The organism is Patulibacter sp. (assembly GCF_030655195.1).
GTDB lineage: Bacteria > Actinomycetota > Thermoleophilia > Solirubrobacterales > Solirubrobacteraceae > Patulibacter.
Genome location: NZ_JAURWA010000092.1, coordinates 21,562 through 42,561 on the forward strand (window position 1 = coordinate 21,562; position 21,000 = coordinate 42,561).

The 21,000-nt window shown below is 74.1% G+C and carries 22 protein-coding genes and 1 riboswitch; of the genes, 13 read left to right on the top strand and 9 right to left on the bottom strand.

The genetic code is table 11. The features are described from left to right. Nucleotides 1-30 precede the first annotated feature (30 nt). The 4 genes from Q7T67_RS09660 to Q7T67_RS09675 all read right to left on the bottom strand — a co-directional run bounded on the left by Q7T67_RS09660 (nt 31) and on the right by Q7T67_RS09675 (nt 3,740). Nucleotides 31-825, bottom strand: coding sequence for a 3-hydroxyacyl-CoA dehydrogenase family protein (locus Q7T67_RS09660; protein ID WP_304788484.1), 795 nt, complete (start codon nt 823-825; stop codon nt 31-33). 89 nt (nt 826-914) lie between these two features. Then, nucleotides 915-2,003 (bottom strand): hypothetical protein, encoded by a 1,089-nt coding sequence (locus Q7T67_RS09665; RefSeq protein WP_304788486.1) that lies wholly within the window; start codon nt 2,001-2,003, stop codon nt 915-917. A 53-nt stretch (nt 2,004-2,056) separates the two neighbouring features. After that, complete coding sequence (locus tag Q7T67_RS09670; RefSeq protein ID WP_304788488.1) at nt 2,057-2,338, bottom strand: hypothetical protein; 282 nt, start codon at nt 2,336-2,338, stop codon at nt 2,057-2,059. Between the two features lie 70 nt (nt 2,339-2,408). After that, entirely contained in the window at nt 2,409-3,740 is a 1,332-nt protein-coding gene (locus Q7T67_RS09675; protein WP_304788490.1) for a hypothetical protein, read from the bottom strand. Nucleotides 3,741-4,015: 275 nt separating this feature from the next. Next, nucleotides 4,016-4,162, top strand: a riboswitch (cyclic di-AMP (ydaO/yuaA leader). 41 nt (nt 4,163-4,203) lie between these two features. Here Q7T67_RS09675 and Q7T67_RS09680 point away from each other — a divergent pair. The 3 genes from Q7T67_RS09680 (at nt 4,204) to Q7T67_RS09690 (ending at nt 6,139) form a co-directional block, all read left to right on the top strand. Then, entirely contained in the window at nt 4,204-4,827 is a 624-nt protein-coding gene (locus Q7T67_RS09680; protein WP_304788492.1) for a hypothetical protein, read from the top strand. A gap of 212 nt (nt 4,828-5,039) precedes the next feature. Continuing rightward, nucleotides 5,040-5,852 (top strand): PspA/IM30 family protein, encoded by an 813-nt coding sequence (locus tag Q7T67_RS09685; protein WP_304788494.1) that lies wholly within the window; start codon nt 5,040-5,042, stop codon nt 5,850-5,852. Next, nucleotides 5,849-6,139: a hypothetical protein gene (locus Q7T67_RS09690; RefSeq protein ID WP_304788496.1), complete on the top strand. Its 291-nt coding sequence runs from the start codon at nt 5,849-5,851 to the stop codon at nt 6,137-6,139. Before Q7T67_RS09685 ends, Q7T67_RS09690 begins: the two co-directional genes overlap by 4 nt. A gap of 138 nt (nt 6,140-6,277) precedes the next feature. Here Q7T67_RS09690 and Q7T67_RS09695 read toward each other — a convergent pair whose 3' ends face one another. Beyond that, the gene (locus Q7T67_RS09695) at nt 6,278-6,865 is read right to left on the bottom strand and encodes a hypothetical protein (RefSeq protein ID WP_304788498.1); all 588 of its coding nucleotides are present in this window, start codon (nt 6,863-6,865) and stop codon (nt 6,278-6,280) included. A gap of 5 nt (nt 6,866-6,870) precedes the next feature. After that, nucleotides 6,871-7,776 carry a zinc metalloprotease HtpX gene (htpX, locus tag Q7T67_RS09700; protein WP_304788500.1) on the bottom strand — a complete coding sequence of 302 codons (906 nt, stop codon included), beginning with the start codon at nt 7,774-7,776 and terminating at the stop codon, nt 6,871-6,873. Between the two features lie 254 nt (nt 7,777-8,030). Here htpX and Q7T67_RS09705 point away from each other — a divergent pair, with 254 nt between their 5' ends. From Q7T67_RS09705 to lysA, 4 genes are all read left to right on the top strand, one after another. Next, entirely contained in the window at nt 8,031-9,260 is a 1,230-nt protein-coding gene (locus tag Q7T67_RS09705; protein WP_304788502.1) for a murein hydrolase activator EnvC, read from the top strand. A gap of 24 nt (nt 9,261-9,284) precedes the next feature. Beyond that, the gene (locus tag Q7T67_RS09710) at nt 9,285-10,052 is read left to right on the top strand and encodes a prolipoprotein diacylglyceryl transferase (protein WP_304788504.1); all 768 of its coding nucleotides are present in this window, start codon (nt 9,285-9,287) and stop codon (nt 10,050-10,052) included. Nucleotides 10,053-10,129: 77 nt separating this feature from the next. After that, nucleotides 10,130-10,783, top strand: a complete 654-nt coding sequence (locus Q7T67_RS09715; protein WP_304788506.1) for a hypothetical protein — start codon at nt 10,130-10,132, stop codon at nt 10,781-10,783. A 57-nt stretch (nt 10,784-10,840) separates the two neighbouring features. After that, complete coding sequence (gene lysA, locus Q7T67_RS09720; protein ID WP_304788508.1) at nt 10,841-12,133, top strand: diaminopimelate decarboxylase; 1,293 nt, start codon at nt 10,841-10,843, stop codon at nt 12,131-12,133. Between the two features lie 16 nt (nt 12,134-12,149). Here lysA and Q7T67_RS09725 read toward each other — a convergent pair whose 3' ends face one another. Then, entirely contained in the window at nt 12,150-12,791 is a 642-nt protein-coding gene (locus Q7T67_RS09725) for an HAD-IA family hydrolase (RefSeq protein ID WP_304788510.1), read from the bottom strand. Between the two features lie 85 nt (nt 12,792-12,876). On the opposite strand from Q7T67_RS09725, the gene Q7T67_RS09730 reads away from it, so the two are divergent. From Q7T67_RS09730 to thrB, 3 genes are all read left to right on the top strand, one after another. Next, the gene (locus tag Q7T67_RS09730) at nt 12,877-14,112 is read left to right on the top strand and encodes a homoserine dehydrogenase (protein WP_304788511.1); all 1,236 of its coding nucleotides are present in this window, start codon (nt 12,877-12,879) and stop codon (nt 14,110-14,112) included. An 86-nt stretch (nt 14,113-14,198) separates the two neighbouring features. After that, nucleotides 14,199-15,227 (top strand): threonine synthase, encoded by a 1,029-nt coding sequence (gene thrC / locus Q7T67_RS09735; protein WP_370695383.1) that lies wholly within the window; start codon nt 14,199-14,201, stop codon nt 15,225-15,227. Between the two features lie 68 nt (nt 15,228-15,295). Beyond that, entirely contained in the window at nt 15,296-16,165 is an 870-nt protein-coding gene (thrB, locus tag Q7T67_RS09740) for a homoserine kinase (RefSeq protein WP_304788514.1), read from the top strand. A 76-nt stretch (nt 16,166-16,241) separates the two neighbouring features. On the opposite strand, the gene Q7T67_RS09745 is transcribed toward thrB, so the two are convergent. After that, on the bottom strand, nt 16,242-17,030 hold the full coding sequence (locus tag Q7T67_RS09745) for a ParA family protein (protein WP_304788516.1): 789 nt from the start codon (nt 17,028-17,030) through the stop codon (nt 16,242-16,244). 76 nt (nt 17,031-17,106) lie between these two features. Here Q7T67_RS09745 and Q7T67_RS09750 point away from each other — a divergent pair, with 76 nt between their 5' ends. From Q7T67_RS09750 to Q7T67_RS09760, 3 genes are all read left to right on the top strand, one after another. Continuing rightward, nucleotides 17,107-17,379 (top strand): hypothetical protein, encoded by a 273-nt coding sequence (locus Q7T67_RS09750; RefSeq protein WP_304788519.1) that lies wholly within the window; start codon nt 17,107-17,109, stop codon nt 17,377-17,379. 88 nt (nt 17,380-17,467) lie between these two features. Further along, nucleotides 17,468-18,055: an SRPBCC family protein gene (locus tag Q7T67_RS09755; protein WP_304788521.1), complete on the top strand. Its 588-nt coding sequence runs from the start codon at nt 17,468-17,470 to the stop codon at nt 18,053-18,055. 62 nt (nt 18,056-18,117) lie between these two features. Then, a complete protein-coding gene (locus tag Q7T67_RS09760) occupies nt 18,118-18,771 on the top strand; it encodes a hypothetical protein (RefSeq protein WP_304788523.1) in 654 nt (217 codons plus the stop codon). A 323-nt stretch (nt 18,772-19,094) separates the two neighbouring features. On the opposite strand, the gene Q7T67_RS09765 is transcribed toward Q7T67_RS09760, so the two are convergent. Continuing rightward, nucleotides 19,095-20,831, bottom strand: a complete 1,737-nt coding sequence (locus Q7T67_RS09765) for a penicillin-binding transpeptidase domain-containing protein (protein WP_304788525.1) — start codon at nt 20,829-20,831, stop codon at nt 19,095-19,097. Nucleotides 20,832-21,000: the final 169 nt, after the last annotated feature.

Consider the following 21,000-nt stretch of genomic DNA (forward strand, 5'->3'; position numbering starts at 1 on the left):
TCATTTGTCGTCCGGCCGGAGCCCGTCTGCTCAGCGGCGCCAGTCGAGGAAGCCCTCGCCGCTCTTGCGGCCGAGCTTGCCCTCGGCGATCAGCCGGTCGACCTCGGCCGGGATCGGGGTGCCGATGGTCTGGCCGATGGCCTTCGAGACGTCGAGGCCCACGAAGTCCAGCAGGGCGAAGGGGCCCATGGGCTGTCCGGCGCCGAGCTGCATGCAGGCGTCGATGTCCTTGGCGGACAGGCCGCTCTGCTCCTTGAGCTCCACGGCGGAGAAGAGGAACGGGAACAGCAGCTTGTTGACGACGAACCCGGGCATGTCGGGCATCTCGACGGCGGTCTTCTCCCACGCCGTCGCCAGGGCGCGCGAGCGGTCCTTCGTGTCGTCGGAGGCGGCCGCCGGGAAGATCAGCTCGATGAGCTCCATCTTCGTGACGGGGTTGAAGACGTGGAGGCCGACGAAGCGCTCGTGGATCCCGGAGGACTCGGCGAGCTTCTCGATCGAGAGCGACGAGGTCGTGGTCGCCAGGATCGCACCCTCGTGGATGATCGACTCGAGCTTCGCGAAGACCTCGCTCTTGGTGGCGTGGTCCTCCGAGACGGCCTCGATCAGGTACGTCGCCGCGGCGAGGTCCTCGATGGTCGTGGTGACCGTGACGCCGGAGACGTCGATCTCCAGCTTGGCGGCCTGCTTGTCGATGGCCTTCTGTGCACGCGCGGCGCTCTCGGCCGAGCGGGCCCAGAGCAGGACCTTCGAGGTCTTGGCGGCGGTGACCGCGATGCCGGTGGCGATGGTGCCGGATCCGGCGACGGCGACTGTCTCAGACATGGGGTTCCAGGTTCGCTGAACGAAGACGGGGAGGCGCGGCATCCTACCGACCGTCGGAAATCAGGGCCGTCCCCGTCGACGCGGTGCCCTCAGTCGTCCTGCGCGAGCCGGAATCCCGCGGTGGTGACGTCCAGCGAGAGCGGCGACGACGGGAGCTCCGCCGGCAGGTCGACGTCGTTGAACGGCATCGGTGCCAGGTCGTTCGGGCCGTCCGGGTGGTACGTGGCGGCGAGCAGCTGCGCCTGGCCGCGGCCGGGGCCCAGCTCGGTCTGCCCGCCGGAGTACGTGCCGATGCCGCGCTCGCGGCAGGCCTCGTAGAACGCGGAGAGCTCGCGCAGGCTGCCGATCCGCGACGGCTTGAGGTTCACGGCCTTCGGCGCGAACGGCAGCGCGTCGAGGTCCGCGACGTCGTGGATCGGCACGTCCCAGGTCAGTCGTGCCGCGTGCGGGGCCAGGACCGGGCGCGTGTCGTCGTCGACGAACGGGTCCTCGAACCACGCGTCGGGGAGCCCGTCGACGATCAGGCCGTACAGCGCGGCGTCGATCGGGGCGTCGACGGGCGTGCCGCGGTAGAGCCCCTTGAGGTCGACCGTGGTCGCGGCACCCGTGCCGGCGAGGGCGGCGATCGAGTCGGCGTCCCACGCGCGACCGAGGTCGAGCTTCATGCCGAGCCCCGGCGAGCGGTCCCGCAGGTCGGCGATCGTCGCGGGGTCCGGCGGGTCGCCCACGCCGCGGGAGGAGACGAACGTCAGCGGGCGGACGGGCCGGCCGACGGCGGTGGCCCAGTCCGTCCCGGCCTGTCGGAGCGCCAGGTCGAGCGCCGCCGACTCGAACGCCCAGCGGCGGTAGCGCTCGTCGACCGCGTGCTCCGGCGTGGTGGGGAAGAGCGAGACGCCCTCGAAGACCGCGCTGAACGACTCGACGGTCCACGACCCGCGGACCTCCGGCAGGCCGTCCCAGCCCTGCAGCGCGGAGTGGGAGAACGGGTCGTAGGTGACGTCCTCGCCGACGCCCTCGTGGCCGTCGCCGCGCAGGCGCACCACGGTCGTCAGCCGGACGCCCATCTTCGTCGGCCGTTCGAGGATCTCCAGGGCGAGCTCGTCGACCCGCAGCGGCAGGCCGGCGACGGCCTCCCAGAGCGGCGGACCGGGCACGGGGGGCGGGACGGGCGCGGGCATCGGGACCTCGGGGTGGGACGACGGTGGGCGGTCCCGGCGGCCGGGACCGGGGCTCAGCCGCGGGGGAGGGCCGTGGACGGCAGGCCCGGCATCCCGGGCTGCGCCAGGGCGCCGCGGACCTCGCCGGAGCGGCTGAGGGCGGTGAGGCGCCGGACCTCGGCCTCGCCGACGAGGCGGGCGGGGTGGTCGGCGGGGAGGGGGGCGATCAGGCGGGCGACCCGGTTGCGGATCTGCTGCGCGAAGTGCGGGGTGGCGGCGCCGGTCAGCGCACGCACGTCGTCGACCGTGACGGCCGCGCCGAGGTCGCGGTGGTCGGGGCGCTGCGCTTCGCTCATGCGTCTGTTGTACCGGGCCCGGGCGTGGCGCGCGGGACCACGGGTGCCGCGGCGCCGTGCCCGGCCGGCGTCACGGGCGGGGCGTCGGCGCGGCCGTCGTGGTCCCGGGGGACGTCGCGCCGCCCTGGGAGGTCGTCGTCGGGCCGGGGCCGCCGCGCGACTCGCGGTCCGACCGCGTGGCGCTGTCCGCGGTCTCCCCGGCGTCCGGCGCCGTGTCGACGGGGGCGATCTCGAGCAACGCGTCGAGCTGGGCCTGCTGCCCCTCGTCGATGGCGGACACGTCCCCGGTGATCCAGGCGCGGTTGTAGCCGCCGGCCTGCGTGGCGTCGAGCGCCGGGTCGTCGGGGTAGTACCCGGGCTTGACGTCCAGGAGGTAGCCGGCGACGGCCTCGGGCAGGGCGGTGGCGGAGTCCGTCAGGAGCAGCGGACCGTGCAGCCCCGAGGCCGCGAGCGGCGCGAGGGTGATCGCCCCGAGGGTGTCGGTGGACCGCGCGAGGGTGAAGCCGTGGCCGGGGCGGTTGACGTTCCAGCCGAAGGCGCCGTCCTTGTAGCGCGCGAAGCCGACGGCGTTCGAGACGGGATCGACGCCGCCCATGCGCTTCACCGTGCCGTAGCGACGCAGCTGCTTGGTCACCGCGGGCCGGATCACGGCGCTCGGGCCCAGGACGTAGAGCGTGGCCTTCGGGTGGGCCGCGAGCTGCCGGGCGGTGGCCGCCGGGATGCCCTTCGACGTGACGAACGCGACGGGGTCGCCGCTCTTGGCGAGCCAGGCGGCGGCCGGGACGGCGAACTCGGGCCGATCGGCGCTGACGACGAGCACGCGGTCGGCGGTGCGGCCCCGGGCCCGGGTCGTGTAGCGGTCGATCGCGCGGGCGAGCTCGTAGGGGTCCTTCCCGGCGATGTTCTCCGTGCGCGTGCCCGACGGGCGCCCGACGTCACCGACACGCAGCGCCTGGACGCCGTCGCCGCCGGTCCCGCCGGAGGGCTTCAGCGCCCGGATGGCCTCCTCCGTGGGGTCGGGGAGCGAGGTGCCGTCGCTGAAGAGGAGCGGCGCGCTGACCGGCGGGGCGACGAGCGCCGAGGCCGCGAGCGCGACGCGCCAGTCGTCCTCGTCGACGATCGCGACCGCCTTGGCGCGGCTGGCGTCCGAGCCGCCCGGGAACGCCGCGCGGGCGACCGCCGCGGCGGCGTCGACCGGGTCGCCCGTCGCCGTGCGGGTGGTGTTGCGCGTCGCGACCACCGGGATGCCCAGGCTGGCCGCGGCCTTCGACTCGCCCTTCGGGGTCTTGAACGGCGAGCCGGTGTCGTCGCCGCCCCCGCAGCCGGCGAGGGCGGCGGACACGGTCGCGGCCGCGAGGAGGACCGTGGTGGCGCGGCGGGGGCGGGGGAGGACCGGACGCATCGGCCGCACCGTATCCGGACGATGCCCGTGCGTGCGCGACCGCACACGCCGCGCGGCCGCCTCCCGGTGCCGGAGGTGCGCCCGCGGGAACGGCAGCGGACGGCGGTGGGGCTCGGCGCCCGATCTCGTGTGTGGGAGGGGCCTCCGGGGGTACGTGGCCCGCAGCTGCTCTCCCCCCGTGCCCGACCGAGGGCGTCGCCCTCGCCGTCGACGCCCCGTCGAGCTGCTGCAGGAACCCGTGCATCCGCGGGTGAGATCTTGCGCGGGCCCTGCTACTGTCCGCGCAGCCGAATCGCCGGGATCTATTCCGGTGGGCGGGGGAACCACGTGTTCTTGGGGCTTGTTCGCCGGATTCCGGCGGAAGCGCGACTCTTTCTGCGCTAGCCCGTCAGCTAACCCCGTAGGCCGACGAAAGAGAGCAGCAGTGCGTTTGACTTCACGGGCCATAGCGTTGACGGCGGTCGTGTTCGCCGGCTTCACGGGCGTCGCCGGCACGGCGTCAGCCCAGACCGCGGCACCCGCCACGGGCGGCGTCACCCCGACGGCCCCGGCCGCCCCCGCGGCCACCCCGACCGATCCGGCCACGCCGGGCGCGGTCGCCGTCCCCGCGGGGATGCGCACCACCAACGGCGTCCGCGCCAAGCGCTACAAGGGCAAGACCCTCGACGGCCGCACGGCGTACTTCGCCCGCGTGCCGCTCAAGGCACCGGCCCAGGTCCAGAGCGCGATCATCGCGGCCAACAAGATCGTCGGCAAGCCGTACCGCCTCGGCGGCGGGCACGCCAAGGTCGAGGACTCCGCCTACGACTGCTCCGGCACCGTCTCCTACGCGCTGATCGGCGCGGGCCTGCTGAAGACGCCGCTGTCGTCCTACGAGTTCGACGACGCCTGGAAGGCCGGCGTCGCGGGCGAGGGCCAGTGGATCTCGGTCTACGGCAACTCCGGTCACGTCTACGCGATCGTCGCGGGCCTGCGCCTCGACACCTCCTCCGCCCGCGACTCCAGCGGCCTCCGCGGCCCGCAGTGGCGCCCGGACAACCGCGTCGACGCAGACGACTTCGTCGTCACGCACCCCGACGGCCTGTAGGCCGTCACGGCTGGGGCACGCACCCCAGCCGTGACGGTGGGACGAGTTTTGAGAGGCGCCGCATCGCGGCGCCTCTTCTCGTTCCAGGGGCGTGCGTCGGCGATCCGCCGGACCCGTCGCGCGGCGGGCCGGCGGGAGGGCTTCACGGCGCGTTGAGGCAGGACCGATAGGCTGCCTTCGACCGTCCTCTGACACGCCAAAGGGAGCACCACATGGGTCTCGGCGCCCGCATGTCCACCACGATCAAAGCGAAGCTGTCCCGGGTTCTGGACAAGGCCGAAGATCCCGGTGAGACGCTCGACTACAGCTACCAGAAGCAGCTGGAGAACCTGCAGAACGTCAAGAAGGGCATCGCCGACGTCGTCACGGCGAAGAAGCGCCTGCAGCTGCAGACCGACAAGCAGCAGCAGTCGATCGTCAAGCTCGACACCCAGGCCCGTCAGGCGCTCGCAGCCGGCCAGGAGGACCTGGCCCGCACGGCGCTGGAGCGCAAGACGCTGATCCAGCAGGAGCTGCAGGGGCTCTCGGGCCAGATCCAGGATCTCGAGAACCAGCAGCAGGCGCTGATCACGTCGGAGCAGAAGCTCCGCACGAAGGTCGAGCAGTTCCGGACCAAGAAGGAGACCATCAAGGCGCAGTACAGCGCCGCGGAGGCCCAGGTCCGCATCTCCGAGGCGGCCACGGGCGTCGGCGAGTCCATGGCCGAGGTCGGCATGGCGATGCAGCGCGCGGTCGACAAGACCGAGGACATGAAGGCCCGCGCCGACGCGGTCGCCGAGCTCGAGGAGGCCGGCACCTTCGGCGACATGATGGAGCTCGGCTCGGGCAAGGACGACATCGACCGGCAGCTCGAGCAGCTGTCCTCCGGGTCCCAGGTCGACTCCGAGCTCGAGCGCATGAAGGCCGAGCTGGGCCAGGGCTCCGCGCCCGCCGCGGCGCTCGGCGCCGGCGAGACCGCGGCCCCCGAGGCGGCCCCGACCCCCGAGAGCACCGCGGTGCCGCAGAACCAGGAGAAGGAGGCGTGATCGTCCGGATCTTCATGGATCAGCAGTACCGGATGGCCGACGACACCCACGCCGCGCTCAACGACATCGACGACGCGGTCGTGGCCGCGGTCGACGCCGGCGACGAGGACGGGTACGCCCGCGAGTTCTCCAAGCTGCTGGCGTTCGTGCGGGAGAAGGGGACCCCGCTGGACGACGACGAGCTGATCGGGTCCGACGTGCTGATCCCGGCGGACGACTTCTCGTTCGCCGAGGCCGGCCAGGAGTTCACGGGCGAGGGCCTCGTCCCGGACCCCAAGGACGCCTGACGCCGACCCGCCCCGTCGCCGGGGCGGGACGCAGGGACGACGAAGGCCCGCCGATCGGCGGGCCTTCGTCGTCCTCCGGGGCGCGGCGGACGCCCCCGGCAGGTCGGGTCCCGGGGCCGCTCCGCCGTCTCCGGCGGCTCAGCCGCCGATCGGCGCGCCCCAGAGGGGGTACCAGCGGTCCATCTCGGGCTCGAGGCCCATGAGCGGATCGAGGATCGCGCGCATCTGCAGCTCGCGCTCGCGGCCGCGCTCCTTCGTCTGGCCCGGCACCGGGACGAACGGGTACCAGGTGCCCCGCTTGGCGAGGTAGACCAGGTGCAGCGGGCTGCCGTCGCGCTCCTGCTTGAAGGCGAACACCGCGCACAGCACGCGGTCGGCGTAGCCACCGGCCTGCAGCGACTCCATGACCGCGTTGACGCCGATGACCTGGTCGTCGACGTCGGGGTCCTGAAGCACCATCCAGCGGTAGCCGTAGTCGTCGTCACGACGGACGACCGTCGTGCCGGTGTCCTCGCCCGAGCTGCGGAGGATCGCCTCGGCGTCGTCCGCGATCTCGTTGAAGTCGCCGGTGGCGAGCGGCTGGAAGACGATCGCCGCCTCGCCCGTGGTCACGATGCCGTGGGCGGTCTCCAGGTCCAGGGCCGCGGTGGTCAGCGCGAACAGCCGGTCCGGGCGGACCTGTTTGACCGTCTTGGTCCGGCCGAACAGCGTGTCGAGGAAGCCCACGGCGATCAGACCGTCCGGCCGAGCTGGAGCTGGCCCTCGATCTCCTGCAGGGCCGCGATCCGCTTCTCCATCGACGGGTGCGTGGAGAACAGCTCGCCCATCGCGCTCTTCGCGCGCGGGGGCAGGATGTAGAAGGCCGACGCCGCGCCGACCTCGCGGAGGTCCTGCTGCGGGGTGTGGCGGATGCCCTCGCTGATCTTCAGCAGCGCGGAGGACAGGGCGCTCGGCCGGCCCGTGACGATGGCCGCGCCGCGGTCGGCCGCGTACTCGCGGTAGCGCGACAGGGCGCGGAGCAGGAAGAAGCTGATCGCGTAGACGAGCGCCGAGACGGCGATGACGGCGAGCAGGCCGGGGCCGTCGTCGTCGTCGTTGTTGCTGCCGCCGCCGAACCAGATCGCGTTCTGGACGATCAGGGCGGCGAGCGAGGCGAAGAAGCTCGCGAGGGTCATGACCGCGACGTCGCGGTGGGCGATGTGCGCCAGCTCGTGGGCCAGGACGCCTTCGAGCTCGGCGGGGCTGAGGAGCTCGAGCAGGCCCGTCGTGACCGCCACGGTGGCGGTCTTGCGGGAGCGGCCGATCGCGAACGCGTTGGGCATCGGGTCGTCCGCGATCGCGACCTTCGGCTTCGGCAGGTCGGCCTGCAGGCAGAGCCGGTCCACCAGCGCGTGGAGCTCGGGCGCCTGCTCCGGGCCGACCTCGTGGGCGTGCATGGACCGCAGCGCGAGCTTGTCCGAGGTGAAGAACTGGAACAGCAGCAGGCCGAGGCAGATGATGATCACGGGGCCCGCGTTGCGCAGGGCGGCGAACAGGACGGCCGCGAAGACGACGTACAGCAGCCCCAGCGCGAAGAGGGTGGCGACCATCCGGGTCTGCAGGCCGGGGTCCTTTCCGAACGATGCGCCTCGAGGCATGGCTCCATCGTCCCACACCGGGGGCCCCGATCTCGCCCGAGAACGCCCTCGGGACCGAAGATTTACCCCTCCCTCAGCGCGCGCGAAGCGGGCACGTCCGCCAGCGGCCTCGTGCCAGGTCCGCGCCGGTGCGCCAGGCCCGCCCGAGCGGCGGGGCGCCACGGGCCGCGGGACGGCGCGGGTCCGCATCCACCCCCGCAAACCCGGTTGCACCGCTAGGTCGCCGGCGGTCGCGGCCGTACCGTCGATGGCCTGTGCCCAGGTCCTCGCCCCGTCGCCCTTCACGCCTGCTGCCGTCCGCGGGTGTCGCACTGCTCGTCACCGCCGGCCTCGCGACCGGGGTCGGCGTGGTGGGCGACCCCGCGCCCGCCGATGCCGCGACCCAGCAGCAGCTCGAGAAGCTGCGCAACGAGATCGACGCCACGCGCGGCAAGGTCGAGACGAAGAAGCGCCGCGAGCGCGTCCTCGTCTCGGACGTCCGCCGCTACAGCGAGCGCATCGACGGGCTCCAGGGACGGATCGACGTGCTGCAGCGGCAGCAGGCGTCCGTGCAGGCCGACCTCGACGTGAGTCAGGCGGCGCTGACCCGGACCCAGACCGGCCTGCGCGCCGAGCGGGCCCGCCTCGTCCGGCTCCGCGCGCGCCTCGAGGAGTCGCGGCGCGTCCTCGCCGCCCGCCTCGTCGAGCTCTACCAGGCGGACAAGCCCGACCTGGTCTCCGTGGTCGTCTCCGCCAACGGGTTCTCGGACCTCGTCGAGCGGGGGGAGTTCCTCGCCCGCATCGGCGCCCAGGACCGGCGCGTCGTCGAGGCCGTCCGGACCGCGAAGACCGACGCCGTCGCGACCGAGAAGCGCCTGGCGGTGCTCGAGCGGGGCCAGCGCGCGACGAACGACCGCATCGAGGCCCGCAAGGACGAGGTCGTCCAGGTCAAGGGGCAGCTCGTCGGCGCGCGCAGCACGATCAGCGAGGCCCGCTCGAGCCGCAAGACCCTGCTCAAGAGCGTCCGCGGCGACCGCCAGGACCTCGAGTCGCACCTCGACGGCATCGAGAAGGAGGAGAGCAAGATCCAGGCCAAGCTCTCCGGGATGCCCAGCGGGGGCGGCACCGTCAAGAAGGGCAGCGGCGCCCTGGACTACCCGGCCAACGGCACGTTCACGTCGCCCTTCGGGTACCGCTGGGGCCGCCTGCACGGCGGCATCGACATCGCCGTGCCGGTCGGCACGCCCGTCCACGCCGCCGCGTCGGGCACCGTGCGGATCGCCGGCTGGGTCGGCGGCTACGGCAACTACGTCTGCATCGACCACGGCGGGGGGCTGTCCACGTGCTACGGCCACAACTCCCGTCTGGGCGTGAGCGTCGGGCAGAAGGTCACCAAGGGCCAGGTCATCGCCGCCAGCGGCAACACCGGCAACTCGACCGGTCCGCACATCCACTTCGAGACGCGCGTGGGCGGGGTCCAGAAGGACCCGATGGGCTACCTGTAGGCCGAGACGGCTAGCCTTCCCGGCGTGCAGCCCGAGATCGATCTGCTGGGCCTCCCGGTCAAGACCTTCGGGCTCTGCTTCGCCATCGCCTTCCTGGCCGCCGGCGCCGTGCTGACGCGCCGCTTCCGCGAGCTGCGCTGGCCGGGCGACCAGGCGACGGAGGCCCTGCTGGCCGCCCTCGTCGGCGGACTCGTCGGGGCCCGGGCGTACTGGCTGATCGACAACTGGTCCGAGGCCCAGGGCGATCTGGTCGGGTCGCTCTTCGGCGGCTCGGGCCTCACGTGGTACGGCGGGGCGCTGGGCGGTGCGCTCGCCGTCCTGGCCTGGGCCCGCTGGCGCGACCACCTCAACGCCCGGCTGCTCGACGCCGCCGCCCCGGCGCTGGCGCTCGGCTACGCGATCGGGCGCGTCGGCTGCCAGGTCTCCGGCGACGGCGACTACGGCCGGGCGTCCGATCTGCCCTGGGCGATGGCCTACCCCGACGGCGTCGTGCCCACGGACGAGGTCGTCCAGCCCACGCCGATCTACGAGACGCTCTCCATGGGGCTCGCCGCCCTCGTGCTCTGGCAGCTGCGCGACCGGCTCCCCGCCGGGGCGCTGTTCGGCCTGTACCTCGTCTTCGCCGGGGTCGAGCGGTTCGTCGTCGAGTTCTGGCGGCGCAACCCGGACGTGGACCTGGGGCTGACGACCGCCCAGGTCACGAGCCTGGGGATGCTCGTCGTCGGGACCGCGCTCGTCGTGTGGCGCCTGCGCGTGCACCGCCCGCAGGGCCCCCGGGCGGCGGCGTCCTGAGCGCCGGCCCTACGACGTCCGTCCAGGCCGTCGGATCCGGTCTCAAGTCGCGCGGCACCCCTGCCGATCCACCGAACGTGTCGCGTCTGCGCCTCATCCGCTCCGTCGCGCCGGGGATCAGCCTGGGGGCGGTCCCCGTGGTCGCCGCCGTCGTCCTCGCCGCCGGTGCCGCCGGCGTGCTCGGCGGCACCGGCGTCGTGAGCGTGCCCGGCGGTTCGACGGACGCGCCGCTCGTCGTCAGCGCCGCCGGCAACCGCGACCTGCCGCTCGTGGCCTCGGCCAGCAGCGACGCCGCCGTGGCCCTCCCCGAGGCGCCGACCACCGCGACTGCCGCGGCCGCCCCGACCGCCGCGACCACGACGACCGCCTCGAGCGCCGCCGCACCGGTCACGACGACGGCCGCGCAGCCGGAGCCGCTGGACCGCGGCACCGCGACGACGGCCCCGTCGAAGGAGACGCCGACCGTCGCCGCCCCGGCCGACACGACGCCGACCACGCCGACGACCCCGGCCGCCGCTCCCGTCCGCGGGGCGCTGCCCGCCGTCGGCAAGGGCCTCGACGACACCACCGACGACCTGGCCGACGTCACGAAGTCCCTGACGGACGGCATCACGGACGCCGTCGGCGGCGCGCGGTCGGTCCTCGGCTACCTCGTCGACGGCCTCGGCACCGCGGTCGACGACACGGTGCGCGGCCTGGGCAACGGCCTCGGCTCCGCGCTGGGCAACTAGCCCGCGCCGCGTCGCACCCCGCGGTCCCGGCCACCGCGCTGGCATCATCCGGCGGCGATGACCGCCGACCCCCTCGCCGTCTACCCCCTGGGCAGCACGCTCGACGACCGCGGCCGGCTGCAGCTCGGCGGCTGCGACGCGCTCGAGCTCGCGGCCGAGCACGGGACGCCCGCCTACGTCGTGGCCGAGGACGACCTGCGCGCCCAGGCGCGCGCCTACCTCGAGGCCTTCGAGCGCCGCGCGCCCGGCGCCCACGTGTCGTTCGCGTCCAAGGCGTTCCCGTGCACCGCGGTCCTGCGGGCGTTCGAGGAGGAGGGGCTGGGCTGCGACGTGGCCTCCGGCGGCGAGCTGGCGCTGGCCCTGAACGCCGGCTTCGCGCCCGACCGGATCCACCTGCACGGCAACGCCAAGTCCGAGGCCGAGCTGCAGGCCGCCGTCGACCACGGCGTCCGGCAGGTCGTGATCGACAACGCGGGGGACGTCGAGCGGCTCGCCCGGATCGCGCGGGAGCGCGGCGTGGTCCAGGCCGTCGCCATCCGCGTGACGCCCGACGTGCGCGGCGACACCCACGACGGGATCTCGACCGGGCAGGCGGACTCGAAGTTCGGCCTCGGGCTCGACGAGACGCGCGAGACGATCGATCGGATCGGCGCGCTGGGGTCGCTGCGCCTCGACGGCCTGCACTTCCACGTCGGCTCGCAGCTCCTCGAGCTCGACGTCTTCCGTCGCGCGGTGGCCGCGATCGCCCCGCTGGCCGGCGCGGTCGAGGAGGTGAACCTGGGCGGTGGCCTCGGTGTGGCCTACACCGCCGACCAGGCGGACCTCCTGCCCTCGGTCGACGACTACGTGCGGGTGAAGGTCGACGCCGCGCGGGAGCTGATCGGCGACCGCGTCCGGATCGCCGACGAGCCCGGACGGTCGCTCGTCGGCCGCAGCGGCGTCACGCTCTACCGCGTCGAGACGGTCAAGCGGAACGTCTCGACGTGGGTCGGGGTCGACGGCGGCATGGCGGACAACCTGCGGCCGATGCTCTACGACGCGCAGTACGAGGTCCAGGTCGTCGACCGCTTCGCCGGCACGTCGCACGCGCGGGCCGACGAACCCACCGCGTGCCGCGTGGTCGGCAAGCACTGCGAGTCCAGCGACGTGCTCGTCCGGGACGCGCGGCTGGACGACCCCCGGCCGGGCGACGTCCTCGTCACCCCGGTGACGGGCGCCTACGGCTTCGCGATGTCGAACACCTACAACGGCGTGCCGCGCCCGCCCGTGGTCTTCGTCTCGGGCGGCCGGTCGCGCGTCGTGGTCCGGCGCGAGCGGGTCGACGAGCTCTGGGGCCGCGACGTCGGCTGATCCCCGGCGCGGCGGCTCAGGGCAGGTCGGCCCCGCGGAGGAACGCAGAGACGTCGTCGACGACCTCGTCCGCGTCCCGCAGCGCGTCGCCGTCGTGGGAGCAGCGCACCGCCACCACGCGCATCCCCGCGGCCCGGCCGGCGGCGATGCCGGCCGGCGCGTCCTCGAGCACCAGGCAGTCGGCCGGGTCGACGCCGAGCTCCCGCGCGCCCAGCAGGTAGGGATCGGGATCCGGCTTGACGCGGGCCGTCCGCTCCGCGGTGATCAGCACGGCCGGGACCGGGAGGCCGGCGGCGCGGATCCGGGCCAGGGCGAGCGGCCGGGTGCACGACGTGACGACCGCGACGAGGGGCCATCCGGCGGTGGCGGCCCCCGCGTCCTCCGCCGCGGCGACGCGCAGGAGCACGTCCGCGCCCGGCAGCGCACGGACGCCCTCGAGGTCGGCGATCTCCCGGCGCTCGAGCTCGTCGGCCTCCGCATCGGCGTCGAGGTGCGGGGCGAGGGTCGCGACGATCGACCGCGCCGGGATGCCGTGAGGATGCTTCTCGGCGGGGAGCACCGGGAGGTCCCGGTCGCGCATCCAGCCCTGCCAGACCCGGAGGACCGCCGGGGTGGAGTCCACGAGCGTGCCGTCGAGGTCGGAGAGGATCGCGCGCATCGCCGACAGGGTCCCACGCGGCCGCGGAGGACGGACGGTCCACCGCGGGCCGGTCGCCCGGGAACCCGTGCGATGATCAGGCGCGATGCCGGACGCTCCCGCCCCGTTCCGCGTCGGCCTGCTCGGTCACGGCACCGTCGGCTCGGCCGTCGACCTGCTGCTGCCCGAGCGCGCGGACGCCATCGCCCACGTCACCGGCCTGCGGCCGGAGGTCTCGGGGGTGCTCACGACCTCGCGCGGCGACTTCGAGGAGATCCTCGCGGGCTCCGATCTGATCGTCGAGGTCATGGGGGGCATCGATCCCGCCCACGAGTACGTCACCCGGGCCATCCGCGCGGGCAAGCACGTCGTGACGGCGAACAAGCAGCTCCTGGCCGAGCACGGCGAGGAGCTCTGGGGCCTGGCCCGCGAGCACGGGGTGCAGCTCCGGTTCGAGGCCGCCGTCGCCGGCGTCGTGCCGATCATCCGCGTGCTGCAGGAGTCGCTGACCGGCCAGCACATCGACCGCCTGCACGGGATCGTCAACGGCACGACGAACTTCATCCTCAGCCGGATGGCCGCCACGGGCGCCTCGTACGCCGAGGCGCTGGAGGAGGCGCAGGAGCTCGGGTACGCCGAGTCCGACCCGACCGACGACGTCTCGGGCAAGGACGCCGCCGCGAAGATGGCGATCCTGGCCCGCTTGGCGTTCGACACGCCGGTGCACCTCTCCGACGTCCCGTACGAGGGCATCGAGCAGCTGACGACGGAGGACATCGAGTACGCCCGGGAGCTCGGCCTGTCGCTGCGGCTGATCGGCACCGCCGAGCGCATCGGCGACGAGCTGGCCGTCCGCGTGCACCCCGCGTTCCTCTACGCCGGGCACCCGCTGTCGTCCGTGGACGGGCCGTTCAACGCCGTGACGATCGAGTCGCCGTCGATCACGGAGATCACGCTCTCGGGTCCGGGCGCCGGTGGCCCCCAGACGGCCACGGCGGTCATCGGCGACGTGATCTCCGCGATGATCCCGCCCGCCCAGACGCCGCCGACGCAGAACAAGCTCGGCTTCGTCGACGACGTCGCGTCGAGCTTCTACCTCCACGTCGAGGTCGCCGACAAGCCCGGCGTGCTCGCCCAGATCGCCCAGGTCCTCGGGCTGCAGGGCGTCTCGGTCAAGAGCGTCGTCCAGAAGGGCACCGGCACCGGCGCCCGTCTCGTCCTGGTCGTCCACCCCGTCCTGGAGTCCCGCTTCTTCGGCGCGGTGCAGCTCATCGCCTCCAAGGACTTCGTGACCGCACCCCCGCGCGCGATCCGCGTGATCGACGAGGAGTTCGCCTCGTGAGCACCGACGGCCTCATCACCCCGCCCGGGGGCGCGCGCGGCGACCGCGTGGCGCACCGCCTGCAGGGGCCCGACTCGATCCGCCGGATGGGCCTGATCGAGCGCTACCTCGACCGGCTGCCGTTCGAGGCCGGCGACCCGATCGTGTCCCTCAACGAGGGCTCGACGCCGTTGATCTTCGCCCCGCGCCTGTCCGAGCGCGTCGACGCCGAGGTCTTCCTGAAGTACGAGGGCCTGAACCCCACGGGCTCGTTCAAGGACCGCGGGATGACGTGCGCGGTCTCCGCCGCCGTCCGCGACGGCGCCGACGCGGTCATCTGCGCGTCGACGGGCAACACCGCCGCCTCCCTGGCGGCCTACGCCGCCCGGGCCGGCATCCGCGGCGTCGTGCTCGTCCCGGACGGCAAGATCGCCGCGGGCAAGCTCGCCCAGGCGCTGATGCACGGGGCGCAGGTCGTCGCCCTGCGCGGCAACTTCGACGAGGCGCTGCGGCTCGTCCGCGAGATCACGCAGATCCACCCCATCGCGCTGGTCAACTCGGTCAACGACTACCGCATCGCCGGGCAGAAGTGTGCGGCGTTCGAGGTCATGGAGGACCTCGACGGTCGCCTCGACGCGCTCTGCATCCCCGTCGGCAACGCGGGCAACATCACGGCCTACTGGAAGGGCTTCCAGGAGCTGCACGCCGAGGACCCGTCGGTCAGCCTGCCCGCCATGCACGGCTTCCAGGCCCGCGGCGCCAACCCGCTCGTCCGCGGCGAGATGGTGCCCGAGCCCGAGACGATCGCCTCGGCCATCCGCATCGGCGCGCCCGCGCGCTGGGAGGAGGCGATGGCCGCGATGACCGGGTCCGGCGGCACCGTCGCCGACTGCACGGACGAGGAGATCCTCGACGCCTACCGCTTCCTCGCCCGCGAGGAGGGCGTGTTCTGCGAGCCGTCGTCGGCCACGTCGGTCGCCGGCCTGCTCAAGCACGGGGTGGGCGACGCCCGCCGGGTCGTCTGCGTGCTCACCGGCCACGGCCTGAAGGACCCGCAGACCGCGCTGGACGAGTCGCCGCCGGTCGTCCCGTGCGAGCCGTCGCTGTCGGCGCTGGAGAAGATCCTCGTCGGCTGACGGGCGGCCCCGCGGGTGCTCCCGGGCGAGCGTTCGCGGGACGGTCCGTGGGGTACGGTAGGCGTCGCATGGGTCGCACCGTCTCCGTCTCCGTCCCCGCCTCGAGCGCCAACCTCGGGCCGGGCTTCGACTGCATGGCCGCCGCCCTCGGGCTCTGGCTGCACGTCGAGGTCGAGGAGACCGGCACGTTCGCCGTCGAGCACGACCTGCCGCTGCCCACCGACCGGGGCAACGCGATCGTCCAGGCGTTCGAGCGCCTGCGGTCCGCCGACGGCGTCACGTTCCGCGTCCGGACGGACATCCCGCTGGCCGGGGGCCTCGGCTCGAGCGCGACGGCGATCGTCGCCGGCCTCGCCGCCGCGGCGGCGCTCGACGGCGGCAGCACGGAGCCCGAGGCGCTGCTGCCGCTCGCGGTCGACCTGGAGGGGCATCCCGACAACGTCAGCGCCGCGCTGTTCGGGGGCATCGTCCTGACCGACGGCAGCTGGTGCGTGCGGATCGCCCCGCCCGACGGTCTCGAGGCCGTCTTCGTCGTGCCCCACGAGGCCGTCCGCACGGCGGCGGCCCGCGCCGTGCTGCCGCAGACCGTGCCGCTCGAGGACGCCACCGCCAACGTCGCCTGGGGCGCGTCCCTGGCGATCGGCCTGGAGCGCGGCGACCTCGACATCGTCGCCCACAGCCTGCAGGACGTCCTCCACCAGCCCCACCGCGCGGCCCTCTTCCCGCGCTCGTCCGAGCTGGTGGACGACGCGACGAGCCTCGGCGCGATCGGTGCGACCGTCAGCGGTGCCGGACCGACCGTGATGCTCTGGACGAGCTCGGACGCCGCGCCCGCGGTCCTGGAGGCCGCCCGCGAGCGGGCCGGGAGCTGGGCGACGGTGCTGCACGCGCCGTTCGTCGGCGACGGCGCGCGCGTCGCCGTCGTCGTCCCCGACTGATCCGGGACCCGCCCGCCGGCAGGGCGCCGGGGGACGGAGGCGGCGCAGCGCCGGCCGGCCGCGCCCGGCGGGAGCGCTAGGCCCGCGCGGCCTTGGCCAGCGCGGTCAGCTTGCGCTTCGCCGCGCTCTCGCCGAGGGCGCCGGCCAGCTCGCGGGCGAGGTCGAGGTAGTCCACGCCCAGCTCCGGGCGGTGGTCGAGGATCGACACGCCGCGCTCCGCGGACTCGGCGTAGGCGATCGACGAGCGGATGACGGCGTCGAGGATCTTGCCGGGATGGGCCTCCCGCAGGGCCACGACGGCCTCCCGGGAGTGAACCGTCCGCAGGTCCGCCTTCGTGACGACGGCGCCGAGGAGCTCGAGGTCGGGGTTCAGCCCGTCCTTGGCCAGCTCGATGACCTGCAGCGCCTGCTCGACGCCCTGCAGCGCGAAGTACTGGGCCTCGCACGCGATCAGTGCGTGGCTCGCGGCGACCAGCGCGTTGACGGTCAGCAGGCCGAGGTTCGGCGGGCAGTCCAGGAGCACCACGTCGACGTCGTCGTCGACCCCCCGGAGCACCTTGCGCAGCGTCAGCTCGCGGCCCATCCGGCCCGCGAGGGCCAGCTCGGCCTCGGCGAGCTGCAGGTTGGCCGGGATCACCCCGTCGTGCACGGCGTCCCCGGCCTGGGCCCTGCCGGTGAGGACCTCGGCGATCGTCGGCGTGGCGTCGGCCGGCACGTCGAAGTAGTCCGAGAGGTTGCCCTGCGGGTCCAGGTCGATCGCCAGGACCCGCAGCCCTCCGCGCCGGAACGCGTCGGCGAGCGTGCGGACGGTGGTCGTCTTCCCGGTGCCGCCCTTCTGGGACAGCACGGCGATCCGGTGGGCCATGGGCGCAGTCTATGGACGGTCGCGGCGCGGAGCCCGGGGGAGGAGCTGCCCCCGCGGCGGCGAACAGCCTCGAGACATGCGCCGCCAGCCGATCTCCGAAGCCGATCTCGAGCGCCAGCTGCTGCGGAGGTCCGTGTCGTCCCTGCACGCCGAGCGGCTGAACTGCCACCGCTGCGGACGCACCCCGCTGGTCGGCGAGGTCGTCTACCGCTACCCCCGGGAGCGCACGATCTGCGCCCTCTGCGTGCCGTACCGGCGCGACCGGCCGCTCGCGTCGATCCCGGTCCGCCACGGCGAGGAGATCCGCGCCCAGCGGCTGACCCCGCCGGTCGCCGACCCCACCGCCTGAGGCGCACGCCGGCGGTCCTCCGTCGGCGAGGACCCGCCCCGACGGCCCATGGGGTCGGACGGACGGGGCCGGGGCTACACTTCGAGTCGTGGATCCGGTCACGAGCACGGTCAGCATCAGTCGCCCCCGTGAGGAGGTGTTCGCGTACCTCTCGGACATCGCGAACCACCGGCGGTTCCTCGACGGGCGCCTGACGTCCTGGCACCTCACCCGCGAGGACTCGATCGGCTTGGGCGCCGGCGTCCGCGTCAAGGCGAAGCTGCCGCTGAACCGCTTCTCGTACTTCGACGTCACGTTCACGGAGGTCGAGCCGCCGTACCGCATCGCGATGGTCGGCCGGGGCGGCAAGTACGACCGCACGCTCGTGCTGGGCGAGATCACGATCCGCGACGACGGCCCGCACGGGTCGACGGTCGCGTGGACGATCGAGACCGAGACGTCGATGCCCTCGGACGGCATCATGGAGACCGTCGGCCTGCAGAAGACGCTCGCCAGGCGCGGGCTGAAGAAGGGCCTCGAGCGGCTCCGGGCGATCCTGGAGGACGGCGCCGAGGGCTCCGCGCCGGTCACGATCGCGGGCGGCGCACGCAAGCCGGCGACCGGGTTCCGGCTCCCGCAGGAGCTCGCCGACCAGGCCCACCCCGTCGACGGGTCGCGCGCGCACGCCTCGTCGTGAGCGCTCGACTAGACTCCCCGCTCATGCGTCAGCGGCTCCTCCCTCTGCTTGCGGTCGCCTTGGTGTCCACGACCCTCACGGCGTGCGGCTCCAAGGAGGCCAACCCGACCCACGCGGAGACCGAGGCGGTCTACGTCTCCGTCGGCCCCGAGAACGGCCCATACCTGAAGTACCAGGTGCAGGTCTCCCGGCAGCTGAACCCCGGCGACTTCGAGAACCTGACCGCGCGCGGCGATCAGGAGAAGATCGACCCGGAGGACTCCGAGTACCTGCGCGGCATCCCGTCGTCCGAGCTCGAGCTGACGAAGAACCCACAGAAGCCGATCGACGACGAGATCTACTTCGGCGTCTTCATCCAGGTCGCCAACGACAACAAGCAGCCGCTCCGCTCGGCCGCCCTGTCGGGCTTCGAGATCGAGGACTCGCAGTTCGTCGCGGGCTCCTCGACCGCCGAGGAGCACGTCTTCACGCCGATCGCCGCGTTCGATCCGAAGAACCCCGGCAACCCGTTCCTCTACCGCCAGGCGATCGTCCCGGGCGCCGTGGGCACCGGCAGCGGCTACCAGCCCCTGCCCAACAGCCCGGCCGGCTCGAGCACCACGGCGGCCGAGCTGCTCGTCTTCAAGATCCCGCAGTCCAAGCTGGAGAACCGCCCGCTCGTCCTCAAGATCAAGGGGCCGACCGGCGGCGAGGCCGAGGTCGACCTCGACGTCTGAGCGTCGCGGCCGGCCCCCGCGGGCCAGCACCCCAGCAGGACCCCGACGGGGCGCCCACCGGCGCCCCGTCGTCGTTCCGGGGGCCAGGGGTGGCCGCCGGTCCCGAGGGGTCGACGCCGGTCCCGAGGGCCCCTCCCGTGCCGCGCGAGGGTCCGTCCCGTGCAGCGCCTGCGTCGCCGCGGGCCGCCGTCCGACCGCAGCCCGCGACGGCGCGGACCGGGATGCTCCGCCCGGGCCGTCGACGGGGCCCGTCGACGTCGCGTCCCGCCTCCCGCCCCCGGGGCCGCCGCCGGTCGGCCGCCGGACGCCGCCGGTCCCGGCCCTCAGCCGCCGAGGGCGGCCGTCAGGACCTGACGGGCGACGGGGGCGGCCGTGCCGCCGCCCTGGAAGTTCCGGGCGCGCAGCACGCCGATCGCGACGGGGTCGACGTCCCCGCGGCGGGTGATGGGGGCGAAGGCCGACATCCAGGCGGTGGTCGACTTGCCGTCCACGTTGCCGCAGGCCGACACGGGCTCGGGCGCCTCGGTGACCTTGTCGGGCACCTGCTGCTCGGCGCGGGCGGCGGCCTCGGCGTCGCACTGGGCGCCCTGGGTCGTCGCGAGCTCGGCGGTGCCGGTCTTGCCGGCGGTGGTGATCCCCGGCAGGGCGACCCGGGCGCTCTCGCCGGTGCCGTCGGCGATCACCGCGGCCATGAGCTGCCGCATCCCGGAGGCGGTCTTGGCGCTGATGACGCGCTTGGTCTTCGCGGTCCTGCTCGTGCGCAGGAACGTCAGCTCGGGCTGCCGGCCGCCGTTGGCGATCGTCGCGGTCATGAGGGCGATCTGCAGGCTCGTGGCCTGGACGGTGCCCTGGCCGATGGCCGAGACCGCGGCCTGGCGGTCGTCCATCGTCGAGGCCTTCGCGATCGTCGAGATCTCCGCCCCGGGGATGCCGGGCGTCTTCTCGTTGAAGCCGAACTTCTCCGCCATCTCGACGAGGCGCTTCGATCCGAGCTTCGCGCCCATCGGGACGAACACCGAGTTGCACGAGTGGGCGAAGGACTCGACCAGGGTGCCGCCGCAGGACTCCCCGTCGGCGTTCTGGATGCCGAAGCCCTCGGCCTCGGTCTGTCGCGGGTAGGTCGTCGTGGTCTTCGCGACGCCGTCCTCGAGCGCGGCGGCGGCCGTGACGATCTTCATCGTCGAGCCGGGCGGCTGCAGCGCCGTCCACGCGGAGCCCTGGAACCCGAGGACCTCACCGGTGCGGGAGTCGATGACCATCGTGCCGCTGGCGTCGGGCGCGTTGGCCTGGGCGGCGGCCGCAGCCTTGACCACGGCGATCGAGATCGAGCTGCGGACCGCGCGGGCCTTCTTCGGGGCGACCTCGGCGAGCACGCGGTCCCCGGCCTTCAGGGTGCCTCCGGGGGTGCCGACGAGCTGCGGGTTGAGGATGCGCTCGAGGCCCGAGACGCCGACCTTCGCGCCGTCGGGCACGCCGAGCGCCCGCAGCGATGCCTTGTCCGCGTCGGTGGCGGTGCCCAGGGCGCCGACGACCTGACCGGCGATGTTGGGGACGTCGGACGTGCGGTCGGTCCCGCCGGCCAGGACCGTCGAGCCGTCGCGCGCGAGGATGTCCGCCCGGGCCGGCATCTCGGTGGTCCGCGAGACCGTCTCGCCCGCCCGCAGGCCCGGGAACGCCATGCGACGGCTCCAGCGGATCCCGGCCTGGTCGCCGGAGCCGTCGAGCGGGATCGCCACGGTCCCGCGCAGGGTGCCGAAGAGCCGGGTGCGGACCGAGACGGGCGCGGAGAACCCGCCGTCCGTGCGCCGGAGCTCGCCCGTGGTCAGCGACGTCGCCGTCGCCGTGGTGAGCGCGCCGCGCATGATCTCCGTGAAGCGGGCCTCGTCGAGGCGGCCGGCGACGTCGTCGCCGAGCTCGCGGTGCATCGTCGAGTAGTCCTTCGAGGACCACGCCTTCAGGTACGACGCCGCGAGGTCGCGCTCGGCGGCGCGGCTGGACCGGGCGTCGAGCAGCAGGTAGGTCGCGACGCCGGCCACCAGCAGGACGACGACGGCGATCACGGGGGCGAGGCGCCGTGGCCCGGCACCGCGGGAGGCCGGCCGACCGGAGCGGCCGCGCGGGGGAGCGGCGCGGGTGACGGGGGAGCGCGGGCCGAGGGACCCGCCGGAGGTCCGTCGCTGGGGAGGACGTCGGCGTCCGGGGGCGGGCATTCGACCCCGCATACTACCG

Excerpts from the sequence above, each read along its gene's own strand:
- Q7T67_RS09660 (WP_304788484.1), bottom strand. The coding sequence starts at position 825 with ATGTCTGAGACAGTCGCCGTCGCCGGATCCGGCACCATCGCCACCGGC.
- Q7T67_RS09665 (WP_304788486.1), bottom strand. The coding sequence starts at position 2,003 with ATGCCCGCGCCCGTCCCGCCCCCCGTGCCCGGTCCGCCGCTCTGGGAG.
- Q7T67_RS09670 (WP_304788488.1), bottom strand. The coding sequence starts at position 2,338 with ATGAGCGAAGCGCAGCGCCCCGACCACCGCGACCTCGGCGCGGCCGTC.
- Q7T67_RS09675 (WP_304788490.1), bottom strand. The coding sequence starts at position 3,740 with ATGCGTCCGGTCCTCCCCCGCCCCCGCCGCGCCACCACGGTCCTCCTC.
- Q7T67_RS09685 (WP_304788494.1), top strand. The coding sequence starts at position 5,040 with ATGGGTCTCGGCGCCCGCATGTCCACCACGATCAAAGCGAAGCTGTCC.
- htpX (WP_304788500.1), bottom strand. The coding sequence starts at position 7,776 with ATGCCTCGAGGCGCATCGTTCGGAAAGGACCCCGGCCTGCAGACCCGG.
- lysA (WP_304788508.1), top strand. The coding sequence starts at position 10,841 with ATGACCGCCGACCCCCTCGCCGTCTACCCCCTGGGCAGCACGCTCGAC.
- Q7T67_RS09725 (WP_304788510.1), bottom strand. The coding sequence starts at position 12,791 with ATGCGCGCGATCCTCTCCGACCTCGACGGCACGCTCGTGGACTCCACC.
- Q7T67_RS09730 (WP_304788511.1), top strand. The coding sequence starts at position 12,877 with ATGCCGGACGCTCCCGCCCCGTTCCGCGTCGGCCTGCTCGGTCACGGC.
- thrC (WP_370695383.1), top strand. The coding sequence starts at position 14,199 with ATGGGCCTGATCGAGCGCTACCTCGACCGGCTGCCGTTCGAGGCCGGC.
- thrB (WP_304788514.1), top strand. The coding sequence starts at position 15,296 with ATGGGTCGCACCGTCTCCGTCTCCGTCCCCGCCTCGAGCGCCAACCTC.
- Q7T67_RS09745 (WP_304788516.1), bottom strand. The coding sequence starts at position 17,030 with ATGGCCCACCGGATCGCCGTGCTGTCCCAGAAGGGCGGCACCGGGAAG.
- Q7T67_RS09750 (WP_304788519.1), top strand. The coding sequence starts at position 17,107 with ATGCGCCGCCAGCCGATCTCCGAAGCCGATCTCGAGCGCCAGCTGCTG.